Raw genomic sequence first — 12,729 nt, forward strand, 5'->3', positions numbered from 1 at the left:
GTGAGAAACAAATGTTCTTTCTTTTCCGCTCGTTCATACTTGTCCAGCACACGCCATATATTGAATAGAGTGAGGTGGGAAAAATGGATGTGAAGGAAGCCTTTATTCCAAACTTTATTAGTTGTTATTTTATCGCACTGGGGGTTATTTTGGGCGGTGCCATTATAGGCGGGGTAGGTGCATATTTATCTGGTCAGCCACCGCTATCAATTATTTCAAGTCTTGCCAACCGCTTAAAAATTTGGGCACTTGTTGCGGCAATCGGTGGAACTTTTGATGCGGTCTATAGTTTTGAAAGAGGGATTTTCGAAGGGAACACACGTGATATTTTCAAGCAGATCTTGTTAATTATTTCTGCTATGGGCGGTGCGCAAACGGGGTATCTCCTGATTACGTGGCTCACTCAGGAGCATGTGTCATCATGAGGGTGCCTGAGCTGTATAAACGTCCAGGCTGGCAGCGTTTTTTTGCTGGGATGATGTTCGGCGCAATTATCAGCTGGCTGATTTTTCTCTTTACATATGGCACCTTTCAAGAGAAGCAAGTGACACTGCTCAGAAGCCAGCAGCACCATATGGACAGTCTGAAAGAACAAATCACACTCTATCGGGAAGATTTGCATAAATTAAATGAAGACAATAAGCAGCGTCTGCTTATTCAGAGCGTAGATGTTCACCTCGTCAACCGTGAGCAGTACAAAATCCCGGAGCCAGATACCTTGAAATTTGAAGATCAGGTGAAAGAGGATATCTCAGAGGTGATCACAAAGGATATTGAAAGTGTCTATAAAACAAAAGAGCTCTTAAAACGGACCGTGGAAAATAAAGAATATACGATTAGAGAAAAGGCATACCGCGCCAAAGTCACTGAGCTGACCATTTATACAAAGCTATCGCTTGAAGTGCGTATTTCCTTTGCTGAATAATAGATGATGTGGAATTTTTATGAATTTCTGCACTCAATGATCGCTTTTCACTTGTTATTTTTATACACTAAAAGAAGAACGAGATCATCACAAGAAAGAGGTGAGAACAATGGAGGTTTACAGCTATCGTCAAATGGCACGAGACAAAGCAAGCCGGATTAAAGACGGCATGTGTGCTTATGCCGAGACAGAAATGATGGCCCATTTAATTAAAAAAGAATTAAAGCATCAAAATCTCCAAGCCTATGAAGATTCAACTGACATCGGCTGCTGGTTTATCCCTGTATCCAAGTAACCCTTTTCTCAAAGCTCAAAAAAAGAGAGGGGGACTTGAAGCCCCTCTCTCACGATGATGATTTACATACTTCTTCTAAATCACGCAAAATCTCATCTGCAACTGCCCAATCATATATGGACGCACCGGCTGCAAGCGTGTGACCTCCGCCATGATATTTTTTAGCAATGGTGTTAATGACAACGCCTTTTGAGCGGAATCTCACACGAATCTGATCGTTCTCTTCCACAAAAAAGACCCATGCCTTAATCCCTGCAATATTTCCAAGTGTCCCAACAAGCTGTGAGGCTTGCTGCGCTGTTGTTTGGAATGACTCCAAAATGTCACGTTTAATAAAAACAGAGGCTACACCATTCTCTGATAAAGAGATATGTTGAAAAATATAGCCATTTAATTTCACCACATTCAAATCTGTCTCATACAATTGATTGAAAAGGTCTGATGATGAAAACGGATATTCGATGAGTTCACCCGCATATTTGAGTGTCTTTTTCGTTGTGTTTGGGAAAAGGAAACGGCCTGTGTCTCCTACAATGCCGGCATAAATGAGTTCTGCCGCCTTTGTATTCAGCTGATATCCTTCTTCTTTCCCCTCTAAATACAGCTCATAAATCATTTCACTGACAGAGCTTGCTTCTGTATCAACCCAAAGCAAATCACCATACGGATCTTCATTCGGATGATGATCAATTTTCATCAGCTTATCGCCCATTGAATAGCGCTGATCATCAATTCTAGCTTGATTCGCAGTGTCACAGACAATGACAAGAGCACCTTTGTACACTTCATCCGGCACGTCATCTAATTCATATAAAAATGAAAGGGATGGCTCAGGGGTTCCTGTCGCATAAATATTTTTTTCTGGATAGGTGGCACGCAAGATTTCCGTAAGGCCGCACTGCGATCCATAGGCGTCTGGATCAGGTCTTACATGTCTATGAATGATGATGGTGTCATATAATGATATGGTTCTAATCAGTTCTTTTTTCATAAATACTCCTTCTTATGCGATACTCTTTTTATTATTAAATCATAATCTACCCAGACAGAAAAGTGAGGAATAGACAATTTATTCTAGTAAGCAAGCCTATTTACGTTTAAAATAGGGTTGTAACCACTTACAATGGAGGCTTGGCACATGCTTGTTTTGATTGTGTTTATTATTTGTTCTGCCATGTTTTATTTATACTACAAAGCAAAGAATGTCCGTACGAACCGGCCGGTCGAAAAGAAATTCTGGTCTGCTAAATCAAGTATGGCACTTGGCTGCTTTGTCCTGCTCTTCGGTGTGAATCAATTATTTTTAAACCGCTCGTCACTCGCATTTGTCATTGGGTTTGTTTTTGTTGCAGTTGGTATCGGCAGTACATGGGCCGGATACAAAGCCTATAAGCACTATCTTCCGCTCTTTTTAAAGGAAGGCGAAAAAGACCACGCATAATAGAGAAAGGGCTAAAATGAACTTGATTTTAGCCCTTTTTCTTCTTTTCAGCGTGATAGAAAACCTTTGCAGACTAGGAAGGACGAGTACTGGCGCGGAGCGAATGTCACATTCGTGAGCACCAGCACGCAGGACTGCGGGCGAATGCGAGGGTTTGTTTACACGCTGAAAGAGCGAATTCATGCCGCCCTTTTTTGCCTATTATCCTCTCTCCATCAGTTGCACCATCAACATCGCTTTGCCTACAATATTTGACTGATGGTAAACTTCCACTTCCAGCTTTCCAAACTTGCGCCCAACTTCTAAAATATTCGGTTTGATCTGTATCGTGGATTCCATTTGAACCGGTTTTAAGAAATAGACAGAAAGACTTTCTACAATTAGTTCGCCTTTTTTATGAGACTTTAAGAAGCGGTTGGCTGATTCGATTAAAATTTGTGTAAACACACCGTACGAAATATTACCGAGTTGATTTGTCATTTGTGGTGAAACTTCATATTGGTACACCGCATCTGTTTTTGGTTTTTCTGTCTCGGCTTCCTTAAATCCTCTAGACACGACATCATCCAGCTTTTCACCGACCTGCGGCTGCTTTTGAATCATTTGCAGCGCCTTCAGCACGTCCTGACGGCTAATCATCCCAATCAGCTTCGCATGATCATTTACAACTGGCAGTACCTCAATACCTTCCCACACCATCATTTGTGCAGCTGAAGCGACAGATGTTTTGCCAATAACGGTCAGCGGATTTTTTGTCATCACCTTTTCAATCGGTGTAGAACGGTCATGGCCTGCAATATCCTTTGAGGTCAAAATGCCGTGAATTTTCATTTGATCGTCTGCTACCGGGAACCGGCCGTGCCCGGTTTCATAATTCTTTTCATACCATTTCTCAAGTTTGTCTTCTGGCGATAAATAGACTGTCCGTTCAATCGGCGTTAAAATATCCTCCACAAGCACAATTTCTTTTTTAATCAACTGGTCATAAATGGCCCGGTTAATGAGAGCCGCTACGGTAAATGTATCGTAGCTTGTTGATAAAATGGGCAGCTCAAGCTCATCTGCGAGCTGAATAATTTCATCATCTGTTGAGAATCCGCCCGTGACCAGCACAGCCGCTCCCGCCTCTAATGCTTGCCGGTGAGCATTGATTCGGTTTCCGACGATCAACAGGTTGCCTGCTGCTGTGTAACGCATCATTGCATCCAGTTCCATTGCACCGATGACAAATTTATTTAACGTTTTATGTAAGCCAGCTCGTCCACCAAGCACCTGACCATCAATGACATTGACCACTTCCGCATATGTCAGCTTTTCAATATTTTCTTTTTTCTTCTGTTCAATTCGAATGGTACCGACTCGTTCAATGGTGCTCACGAACCCTTTATTTTCAGCATCCTTAATAGCCCGGTAAGCCGTGCCTTCACTGACTTTCATTTCTTTCGCTATACGCCGGACAGAAATTTTCTCTCCGACATCCAATGAATCAATATACGATAAAATTTGCTCATGCTTTGTCGCCAATCCCGTTCACCCTTTTTGTTTTCAGCGTTTTCATCTATATTTCATTATAAAGGCAGGAGGCTTTTAATAGCAATTTGTCTTTTACACGAGCACGATACAGGCAAATAAAAAAGCCGGTAGGGTGCCGGCTTTTCTTTCTATTAATTATATATCGATGGATTCTCCACTGTTTAATACGTGACCCACGCCGCCATGCAAGCTGTCTGCAAACGCATGAGGATCTTGCTCAATCGGCGGGAATGTACTGTAATGAATCGGTACGACTTGTTTCGCACGAAGCCACTCTGCTGCGATTCTCGCATCGTCTGGTCCCATTGTGAAGTTATCACCTATTGGCAGGAAGGCGAGCTCAATATGATTCAGTTCCCCAATGAGTTTCATATCCGAGAAGAGAGCCGTGTCTCCAGCATGATAAATTGTTTTGCCTTCAGCAGTAAATAAAATACCGGATGGCATACCTGTATACGTAATCGTTTTGGATTCTTCATCAATGACCGCTGAGCCATGGAACGCTTGCGTCAGCTTGACTTTACCAAATTCAAATTCACGGCCGCCGCCAATAGAAAGCGGGTGTGTTTTCACCCCTTGCCAGCCTAAATAAGTGGCAAGTTCGAATGGCGCAATCACGAGTGCGTCATTGTTTTTAGCGATTTCAATCGTGTCTCCGACGTGATCTCCATGCCCGTGCGTGAGCAAAATCACATCTGCTTTGACATCTTGCGGTTTGATATCCGTGTGCTTATTTCCATTTAAAAATGGATCAATCCAAATATGGTATCCGTTTGTTTCAATGTGTACGACTGAATGTCCATGATATGTAGCTTTCATGTAAATATATCCACCTTTCGAATTTGATCTCATTTTTTTCTATTCCCTCTATAAAAAGCTGAAAAACTTAGTGCCTATGAATGACATTAAGACCACCTGTTGCTTCAATGACGGTTCCTGTAATGAGGTCTGAACGGTCATCACATAGAAATGAAATGATACGCCCTATATCCTCTCCAGTACCAGACCTGCCTATTGGCGTTTCAACGTCTTTGATTTGGCGGGCTTCCTCTATTGTCGATTCTTTCATGTCTCCAACGATTTTGCCTGGACACACCATATTAGCGGTGATGCCGTTTTCGGCTTCTTCAATCGCAATGGTTTTCGTCAATGACGCAAGGCCCACTTTTGCCGCTCCGAAGGCTGATCTGTGCATCCAGCCTGGCGCATGGTCTGCTCCTTGGAAGCCATATGTGATAATCCGGCCAAAGCCTTGTTTTCTCATCATAGGGATCACCATTCTGAACAAATGGAACACTGCGGATAGGTTGCCTTCCATCATTTGATACCATTCGTCTTCAGAGTAATCCGCGAGTTTTTTTCGTTCAAAAATATAAGGTCCAGCATTATTGATCAAGGCATCAATCCGCCCAAATCTCTCTGCTGCCAGCTCGACCATGTTTTTTAAATCTTCTTTGTTTGTCACATCGCCTTGGACAAATTGAAGCTTTTCTTCGTATTCTTGCAGTTCTTCTTTCATCTGCCGGACAGCTTCATCATCACTTCGATAATTCACTGTCACAGAATACCCCATATTCAGTAAAGACTCGGTGACTTTCCTGCCAAGTCCTTTAGAACCCGCTGTTATTAATGCGTGTCGCACACAATCTCCTCCTAAAGCAAAGGTTGCAAGTTCATGTGTTTCTTTTATTATCTTTACTTTACTATAAACCGGCTCCCTTCGCACTTTTGAACCCTTTAACAATGAGGGGAAAACCGTATAGGGTGATTCATCCACTTTTTCATATCCCATGAACCATGGATATCGAGAAGCAGCGAAACAAACCGGTAGCATTCTCTCACCTCATGAAGCTGGCGAGGAAGCGGGCAAATCTCTTCATATCCTAATTGAACCGCTTGTGCAGCTTCTTTCGTCAAAAGGTATTCGAGTGCAATCAAATCAAACGCAGCTGGTCCAAATACGACATATTCCGTATCAACTAGACTCGCCACTTGATCACCGTCTTCAATATATTGCGATGGGTCTAAATCAATTAAAATGAGACTGGCTGAATCAGGAGGACTTAGCGTTTCAAGCTTTTGCTGCACCTTTTCTGCATAATCCTGATATTCAGGCTGATCAGCGTAATAGCGGCTGATAAGTTTGGAAACTGCCTTTTTTAACAGCGCATGGAATTCTCTCAAATGTCTCTTTTCTCCCCCGTATACTGCTCCGAAAAAGTTTGTTTGATATGAATGAAGATGCGCTAGTTTCCTCCCGTAATCCCTATAGAATTGTGCTGAACGGCCCTCAAAAGATGTTAAAGGGATTCCTTCTACTTTTTCCATGACATAAAAGTGTTTCCCCGCCTTCTTCACTTTACGAACAACTTTCGGAATATGAAAGGAATTCGTATGAGCCAGCTTTTCATTGATTTCATCAAGATGCTCTTGTACAGTACGGGCATCTACTCCATAAATCATGTTGATCCCATACACAAATTCACTTTCTTCTCTTGCAGTTTTTGGAGATTTCACTACATATTCCGTTTGGTCTTGTAAGGAAATCAGCCACACATCATTAGCCCTGCCGTCGTATGGTTCTCCTAACGTTTTCACTAATACGATAGGCTGATCAAACAAAGCCTGAAGCGTTTTCTTCATGAACTGTTGTCACTCCTTATTCAGCTTGACACTGGTATACTTTCCTTTTCTCCAGTGAAGATCAATCTCCTTTTTCCCATGAAAAAAACCATCCGTATAAACGAATGGTTTTGGCGAATTATGCTAGGCAGGCTTTTGCTTTTTCTAAAGCGAGCTGAATTTGTTTAAATCCAGTTCCACCTGCACTTGTTCTTTTTTCAACAGCAACATATGGATCAAGAACAGTGTAAATATCTTGTTCAAAGAGGCCGCTTGCTTCTGTAAATGTTTCAAATGGAAGGTCACTTAAATAGATGCCTTTTTGAATGCATGTATACACAAGCTTCCCTACGATTTCGTGTGCTTCACGGAATGGCATACCTTTTTTCGCAAGGTAGTCTGCCACTTCGGTCGCATTTGAGAAATCTTCTTTTGTTGCTTTTTTCATGACATCTTCGTTGACTGTCATTGTTTGAATCATGCCTGTGAAGATTTGCAGGCTGCCAGCGATCGTTTTCACCGTATCAAACATGCCTTCTTTATCTTCTTGCAAGTCTTTGTTATACGTAAGCGGCAAGCCTTTCATAATCGTGAGCAGCCCCATCAGGTTGCCATATACCCTGCCTGTTTTTCCGCGGATCAATTCAGCCATATCCGGGTTTTTCTTTTGCGGCATCATGCTGCTGCCTGTTGCGTACGTGTCATCAAGCTCAATGAATTTGAATTCTTGAGAGCACCATAAAATGATTTCCTCACAAAGACGTGAGAGATGCATCATCACAAGGCTGCTATTGGACAAGAACTCTAAAATGAAATCACGATCACTCACGCCATCAAGGCTGTTCTCGTAAATATGGTCAAAGCCAAGAAGCTCTGCTGTATATTCACGATCAATTGGGAATGTCGTTCCTGCTAACGCCCCGCATCCAAGTGGTGACACATTAATCCGCTTCAATGAATCTTGAAAACGCGCTTTGTCCCGCTCAAGCATCCAAAAGTAGGCAAGCATATGATGGGCAAAGGAAATAGGCTGTGCACGCTGTAAGTGCGTATATCCCGGAAAAATTGTTTCAACGTGCTGTTCAGCTTTTTCTACAAGCACTTTTTGAAAAGAAGAGATCAGCTCAATGATATGCTCTACTTGGTTATTCAAATATAAATGCATATCGGTTGCGACCTGATCATTCCGGCTTCTCGCTGTGTGCAATTTGCCGCCAAGCGGACCAATCTCATCAATGAGCATTTTTTCAAGGTTTAAATGAATGTCCTCATAATCTACTGAGAATTCAAGTTCATCCGCCTCCGCCTTTTTCATGAGCGTATTCAGTCCGTCTTTGATCGCAGCGGCCTCCTCATCACCGATGATACCGCATTTATTCAGCATACTTGCATGGGCAAGGGAGCCGGTCAGATCTTCTTTGACTAATTGTTTGTCGAAATGAATGGATGCACCAAACTCATCGACCCATTTTTCTGGTGTTTTTTGAAATCGGCCTCCCCAAAGCTTTTTCATGCTTTAACCTGCTCCTTTTTGTTCACGATGCTGTTTACTTTTGTTGGTAAACCCCAAAGGTTAATAAATCCTACAGCTGCATCATGATCGAATTCATCTGCTTTTGTGTAAGTTGCTAGATTTTCATCATAAAGTGAGTATGGTGATTTACGTCCTTCTACAATGGCATGGCCTTTAAATAGTTTCACACGTACAACACCTGTTACGTTCTTTTGCGTTTCTTGTAAGAATGCATCTAGTGCTGATTTAAGTGGTGAGAACCATAAGCCGTTGTATATTAATTCAGCCATTTTTTGTTCAACGATTGGCTTAAAGTGTGCTACTTCTTTGACAAGCGTTAAGTCTTCAAGTTCTTTGTGTGCTTTTAATAGGGTAACTGCACCTGGGCACTCATATACTTCACGAGATTTGATTCCAACAAGACGGTTTTCAACATGATCGATTCTGCCTACACCATGCTGGCCAGCAACTTCATTTAAATGAAGGATGAGATCAGATAATGAATACTGGATTCCGTCAATGGCTGTTGGTTTTCCTTTTTCAAACGTGATTTCAATGATTTCAGGTGTGTCAGGTGTTTTTTCAAGTGGATTTGTCAGATCATAAGCACCTTCTGGCGGCGCTGCCCAAGGATCTTCTAAAATACCACATTCGTTACTTCTGCCCCAAAGGTTTTGGTCAATTGAATATGGGCTGTCTAAGTTAATCGGAATTGGAATACCGTGCTTTTGTGCATAGTCGATTTCTTCATCACGAGACCATTTCCATTCACGCACTGGTGCAAGAACTTCTAAGTCTGGATTCAATGCTTTGATTGATACTTCAAAACGAACTTGGTCGTTTCCTTTCCCTGTACATCCGTGTGCAACGGCTACGGCATTTTCTTTCTCTGCGACTTCCACTAACTTTTTGGCAATGAGCGGACGAGATAGTGCAGACACGAGTGGGTATTTTCCTTCATACATCGTGTGTGCTTGCAGTGCAGCAAGTGCAAATTCTTCAGCAAACTCTTCTTTTGCGTCGATCATGTAAGATTGAACAGCTCCGACTTGAAGTGCTTTTTGTTGAACGAATGCTAAATCTTTTCCTTCACCTACGTCCAGGCAGCAAGCAACAACTTCGTAACCTTGCTCCTGTAACCATTTAACTGCAACAGAGGTATCAAGACCTCCGGAATATGCTAATACGACTTTTTTATTTTGTGACATGTTTGAAAAGCTCCTCTCGCTTGTTTTGATTCTGTGAATGTTTTTGCATAAAAATAAGTTTTAATTTATAAACATGCATTTAGTATGTATACACTGTAACAAGGAAAAATTGTTTTTTCAACCCCTTTATGAAAAAAACTCTGCCAAATTTTCTTGGCAGAGTCATTTTGGGCTATTTTTGATCTTTTTCAAGCTCTCGCAAGACATGAGGAAGCTCTGGAATAATGAGTTTGGTCATGGCTAACCGAACTGCTCCGGTAGAACCTGGTGTGGCAAAAACGGCTTTTTGGTTAATCACCCCTGCCGTCGCTCTAGATAAGATAGCGGCTGATCCAATATCTTCTGTATAGCTCAGCATGCGAAAAATTTCTCCAAAGCCCAGCAGCTCTTTTGAGAAAAGAGGGGTAATGGATTCAATCGTGACGTCCCTTGCTGCAATACCAGTTCCCCCGTTTAACAAGACGGCATCAATCTTCGCTTCACTTGTTCCTTCTAAAACGGCGTCTTGAATCGCTCCAATGTGATCTTTCACAATATCGTATGCAAGAATAAGATGCCCTTGTTCTTTGAGCAAATCAATCATCAGACGGCCGCTTTTATCTGTTTCTTTTGTCCTTGTATCACTGACGGTAATGACTTTTACATGAAGCCTCGTTCTCGCTTCGCGTTTATGTTCTTGGGCGCTCATCTCTTCACACCGCTCCTTTCATATTGCCTCACATTATAGCATGCTGATTTCAATAGAAAAAAGCCCTTTTCCGCTGAGGAAAAGAGCTTAAAAAGGATGTTACGCTAAACGCATAACGTCTCTTGCAATCATGACTTCTTCGTTCGTTGGAATCACGATGACTTTTACAGGAGAGTGAGGGTAGCTGATGAATGCTTCTTCGCCTCTCATGTTGTTAAGAGATGGATCCCAGTATACGCCCATGAATTCTAGACCACGAAGTACACGTGCTCTCACTTCTGAGCTGTTTTCACCGATTCCAGCTGTGAAGATGATGGCATCTACACCATTCATTCTCGCTGCATAAGAACCGATGTATTTATGAATACGGCTTGCAAAAATATCTAGTGCTACTTCTGCACGGTCGTTTCCTTCTTCTGTCGCTTCTTCGATATCACGAAGATCACTTGAAAGACCAGACACACCTAAAAGACCACTCTTCTTATTCAAAGTAGAAAGTACTTCTTCCGCTGTATGTCCTGTTTTCTCCATAATAAATGGAATAAGGGCAGGGTCAATGTTACCTGAACGTGTTCCCATTGCAACACCCGCAAGTGGTGTGAACCCCATTGACGTATCGATTGATTTTCCGCCTTCAACTGCTGCGATACTTGCACCATTTCCAAGGTGGCAAGAAATCAAACGAAGCTCTTCAAGAGGACGGCCTAATAGCTCTGCTGCACGCTCTGTTACGAACTTATGGCTTGTCCCGTGGAATCCGTATTTACGAATACCAAAGTTTTTGTAGTAGTCGTACGGAAGGCTGTATAGGTAAGACTGCTCTGGCATTGTTTGGTGGAACGCTGTATCGAACACAGCAATCGCTGGTACGTCAGGCAGAATTTGTTTAAATGCTTTGATTCCTACAACGTTTGCAGGGTTGTGAAGTGGTGCAAGCTCTGAAAGCTGATCAATGTCATTGATGACTTCATCTGTTAAAACAACAGAATCGCTGAATTTTTCTCCGCCGTGAACGACGCGGTGTCCTACGCCATCAATTTCATTAAAGTCTTTGATGATGTTAAATTCAATTAGTTTTTCAAGCAGCATTTTAACCGCTACTGCATGATCTGGAATATCTGTGACTTCTGTTTTCTTTTCTCCATCTACAGAAATCGTGAAGATACTGTTGTCCATTCCGATTCTTTCAACAAGACCTTTTGTTAAAACGGTTTCTTCTGGCATGTCGAACAATTGGAATTTAAGAGATGAGCTTCCTGCGTTGATTGCAATAATTTTGGACATTACTGTCGCTCCTTTTACTCAGTTGTTATATAAGGTTTCACGTTTTTTCGGTGCTATATTCAACCTGTTTGAACGGGTCTTTTATAGTTTAACGATAAGTCCGAAAAATATCTGACTTTTTCATTTAAACATTGAAAACTTTGCATTTCAAGTACACCTTCGAACTGTTACCGCTTACATCAATAAGTCGTTATTTTCTGAATAATAAAATAGCCAGACATCACTCTGGCTATTCTTTCGTTTCTTTTTCTTCTATAAACCATTGGTCTAATTTTCTCATGACGCCAACCATTGCTTCCTTCTGTGAGAAAGATGGCAGATTGGCAAATAGCATACGTTTCGGTGCTTCGAGCCCCTCTTTTTTCTTTTGCATCACAAATAAGCTTTTGGCATGCTTTTTGTCTTTGAACATAGAGACTGGCAGCTGAATTAACGCATTCATATATGCATGTTCTTTGATGAAATCCTTTAATTGTACGCTTTCTTTTCCTTCAAACAAATCGTTTGGAATGATGAAGAATAAGAAGCCGCCTTCTTTCGTGTAACGAAGACTTTGCTCAATGAATAAATAATGCGCAAAGGAATGACCTTCTTTTGCCTTTAATTCATAGTCTTTAGCGCGCTCATCGTTTGGATAAAACCCGACAGGAAGACTACATACAGCAACATCTGCTGGTGAGATAAGAAGCGGCTCAAGGCTGTCCTGGTGAAAAAGCTCTACTTCTTTTTCTTCTAAGTTCGCTTGTGCCCACGCAATTTTAATGAGCACGTCATCAATTTCAGAGGCAAAACCGCGTGTTGTTTCTGCTGTTACATTGTTGAGGACCGCAAGCAGTAAATTCCCTGTTCCTGCTGCTGGATCAAAGACAACCAGCTCTTTTTGTCCTTCTAAAAATTTATTGACCAAATAGCTGACAAACAGACCAATTGTATCAGGTGTCATCTGACGGTTTGGATGTGAAATATCCTTTTGTCCTTTTAATACGGCGAGCTGAAACGCTTTACGAATCTGCTCATGATCATAAGAGGCGAAATCTGCTTTCTCTATTAAATCTTTTAGTAAACCGTTTCGATCATTTGCCTGGAAAAAGGCTTCTCCTGCTTCTGCCAATGCTTCAATATAGGAAATGTTCTGTTCCTTTTTTAAACGAATTGAAGCTGTATCGAGCAGCTCAAAAATCGTACTCACTTGATCTTTCTGCAATGCTTTTCTCTCCTCG

At 41.8% G+C, this 12,729-nt stretch carries 14 protein-coding genes; 4 read left to right on the plus strand and 10 right to left on the minus strand.

Annotation, left to right across the window (positions count from 1 at the left end; translation table 11 throughout):
• Positions 1–83: 83 nt before the first annotated feature.
• From ACRRMM_RS04300 to ACRRMM_RS04310, 3 genes are all read left to right on the plus strand, one after another.
• Positions 84–425, plus strand: a complete 342-nt coding sequence (locus ACRRMM_RS04300; RefSeq protein ID WP_007501717.1) for a YtrH family sporulation protein — start codon at positions 84–86, stop codon at positions 423–425.
• A complete protein-coding gene (ytrI, locus tag ACRRMM_RS04305) occupies positions 422–925 on the plus strand; it encodes a sporulation membrane protein YtrI (protein WP_007501718.1) in 504 nt (167 codons plus the stop codon). Before ACRRMM_RS04300 ends, ytrI begins: the two co-directional genes overlap by 4 nt.
• A 109-nt stretch (positions 926–1,034) precedes the next feature.
• Positions 1,035–1,220 carry a hypothetical protein gene (locus ACRRMM_RS04310; RefSeq protein ID WP_008346082.1) on the plus strand — a complete coding sequence of 62 codons (186 nt, stop codon included), beginning with the start codon at positions 1,035–1,037 and terminating at the stop codon, positions 1,218–1,220.
• A gap of 49 nt (positions 1,221–1,269) precedes the next feature.
• Here ACRRMM_RS04310 and ACRRMM_RS04315 read toward each other — a convergent pair whose 3' ends face one another.
• Entirely contained in the window at positions 1,270–2,211 is a 942-nt protein-coding gene (locus ACRRMM_RS04315; RefSeq protein ID WP_432450791.1) for a DHH family phosphoesterase, read from the minus strand.
• A gap of 147 nt (positions 2,212–2,358) precedes the next feature.
• Between ACRRMM_RS04315 and ACRRMM_RS04320 the strand changes: the two genes are divergently transcribed.
• The gene (locus tag ACRRMM_RS04320) at positions 2,359–2,661 is read left to right on the plus strand and encodes a YtpI family protein (RefSeq protein ID WP_008343164.1); all 303 of its coding nucleotides are present in this window, start codon (positions 2,359–2,361) and stop codon (positions 2,659–2,661) included.
• Between the two features lie 201 nt (positions 2,662–2,862).
• On the opposite strand, the gene ACRRMM_RS04325 is transcribed toward ACRRMM_RS04320, so the two are convergent.
• The 9 genes from ACRRMM_RS04325 to ACRRMM_RS04365 form a co-directional block, all read right to left on the minus strand.
• Complete coding sequence (locus ACRRMM_RS04325; RefSeq protein WP_060781274.1) at positions 2,863–4,185, minus strand: CBS domain-containing protein; 1,323 nt, start codon at positions 4,183–4,185, stop codon at positions 2,863–2,865.
• A gap of 144 nt (positions 4,186–4,329) precedes the next feature.
• Positions 4,330–5,013, minus strand: coding sequence for a metal-dependent hydrolase (locus tag ACRRMM_RS04330; protein ID WP_035391153.1), 684 nt, complete (start codon positions 5,011–5,013; stop codon positions 4,330–4,332).
• Positions 5,014–5,080: 67 nt separating this feature from the next.
• Positions 5,081–5,836, minus strand: coding sequence for an SDR family oxidoreductase (locus tag ACRRMM_RS04335; protein ID WP_283931043.1), 756 nt, complete (start codon positions 5,834–5,836; stop codon positions 5,081–5,083).
• A 95-nt stretch (positions 5,837–5,931) separates the two neighbouring features.
• Positions 5,932–6,837: a phosphotransferase gene (locus tag ACRRMM_RS04340; protein WP_432450792.1), complete on the minus strand. Its 906-nt coding sequence runs from the start codon at positions 6,835–6,837 to the stop codon at positions 5,932–5,934.
• Between the two features lie 118 nt (positions 6,838–6,955).
• Entirely contained in the window at positions 6,956–8,329 is a 1,374-nt protein-coding gene (gene argH, locus ACRRMM_RS04345; protein ID WP_272511778.1) for an argininosuccinate lyase, read from the minus strand.
• Positions 8,326–9,537 carry an argininosuccinate synthase gene (locus ACRRMM_RS04350; RefSeq protein WP_008343148.1) on the minus strand — a complete coding sequence of 404 codons (1,212 nt, stop codon included), beginning with the start codon at positions 9,535–9,537 and terminating at the stop codon, positions 8,326–8,328. Before ACRRMM_RS04350 ends, argH begins: the two co-directional genes overlap by 4 nt.
• A gap of 172 nt (positions 9,538–9,709) precedes the next feature.
• Positions 9,710–10,225 (minus strand): MogA/MoaB family molybdenum cofactor biosynthesis protein, encoded by a 516-nt coding sequence (locus tag ACRRMM_RS04355; RefSeq protein WP_212356771.1) that lies wholly within the window; start codon positions 10,223–10,225, stop codon positions 9,710–9,712.
• A gap of 99 nt (positions 10,226–10,324) precedes the next feature.
• A complete protein-coding gene (locus tag ACRRMM_RS04360; protein ID WP_007501728.1) occupies positions 10,325–11,509 on the minus strand; it encodes an acetate kinase in 1,185 nt (394 codons plus the stop codon).
• A 229-nt stretch (positions 11,510–11,738) separates the two neighbouring features.
• Positions 11,739–12,713, minus strand: a complete 975-nt coding sequence (locus ACRRMM_RS04365) for a class I SAM-dependent methyltransferase (RefSeq protein WP_007501729.1) — start codon at positions 12,711–12,713, stop codon at positions 11,739–11,741.
• Positions 12,714–12,729 lie beyond the last annotated feature (16 nt).

Source organism: Bacillus sp. XT-4 (genome assembly GCF_050864245.1).
Taxonomy (GTDB): Bacteria; Bacillota; Bacilli; order Bacillales; family Bacillaceae; genus Bacillus; species Bacillus altitudinis.

Excerpts from the sequence above, each read along its gene's own strand:
- ACRRMM_RS04360 (WP_007501728.1), bottom strand. The coding sequence starts at position 11,509 with ATGTCCAAAATTATTGCAATCAACGCAGGAAGCTCATCTCTTAAATTC.
- ACRRMM_RS04310 (WP_008346082.1), top strand. The coding sequence starts at position 1,035 with ATGGAGGTTTACAGCTATCGTCAAATGGCACGAGACAAAGCAAGCCGG.
- argH (WP_272511778.1), bottom strand. The coding sequence starts at position 8,329 with ATGAAAAAGCTTTGGGGAGGCCGATTTCAAAAAACACCAGAAAAATGG.
- ACRRMM_RS04330 (WP_035391153.1), bottom strand. The coding sequence starts at position 5,013 with ATGAAAGCTACATATCATGGACATTCAGTCGTACACATTGAAACAAAC.
- ACRRMM_RS04320 (WP_008343164.1), top strand. The coding sequence starts at position 2,359 with ATGCTTGTTTTGATTGTGTTTATTATTTGTTCTGCCATGTTTTATTTA.
- ACRRMM_RS04355 (WP_212356771.1), bottom strand. The coding sequence starts at position 10,225 with ATGAGCGCCCAAGAACATAAACGCGAAGCGAGAACGAGGCTTCATGTA.
- ACRRMM_RS04340 (WP_432450792.1), bottom strand. The coding sequence starts at position 6,837 with ATGAAGAAAACGCTTCAGGCTTTGTTTGATCAGCCTATCGTATTAGTG.
- ACRRMM_RS04300 (WP_007501717.1), top strand. The coding sequence starts at position 84 with ATGGATGTGAAGGAAGCCTTTATTCCAAACTTTATTAGTTGTTATTTT.
- ytrI (WP_007501718.1), top strand. The coding sequence starts at position 422 with ATGAGGGTGCCTGAGCTGTATAAACGTCCAGGCTGGCAGCGTTTTTTT.
- ACRRMM_RS04350 (WP_008343148.1), bottom strand. The coding sequence starts at position 9,537 with ATGTCACAAAATAAAAAAGTCGTATTAGCATATTCCGGAGGTCTTGAT.
- ACRRMM_RS04315 (WP_432450791.1), bottom strand. The coding sequence starts at position 2,211 with ATGAAAAAAGAACTGATTAGAACCATATCATTATATGACACCATCATC.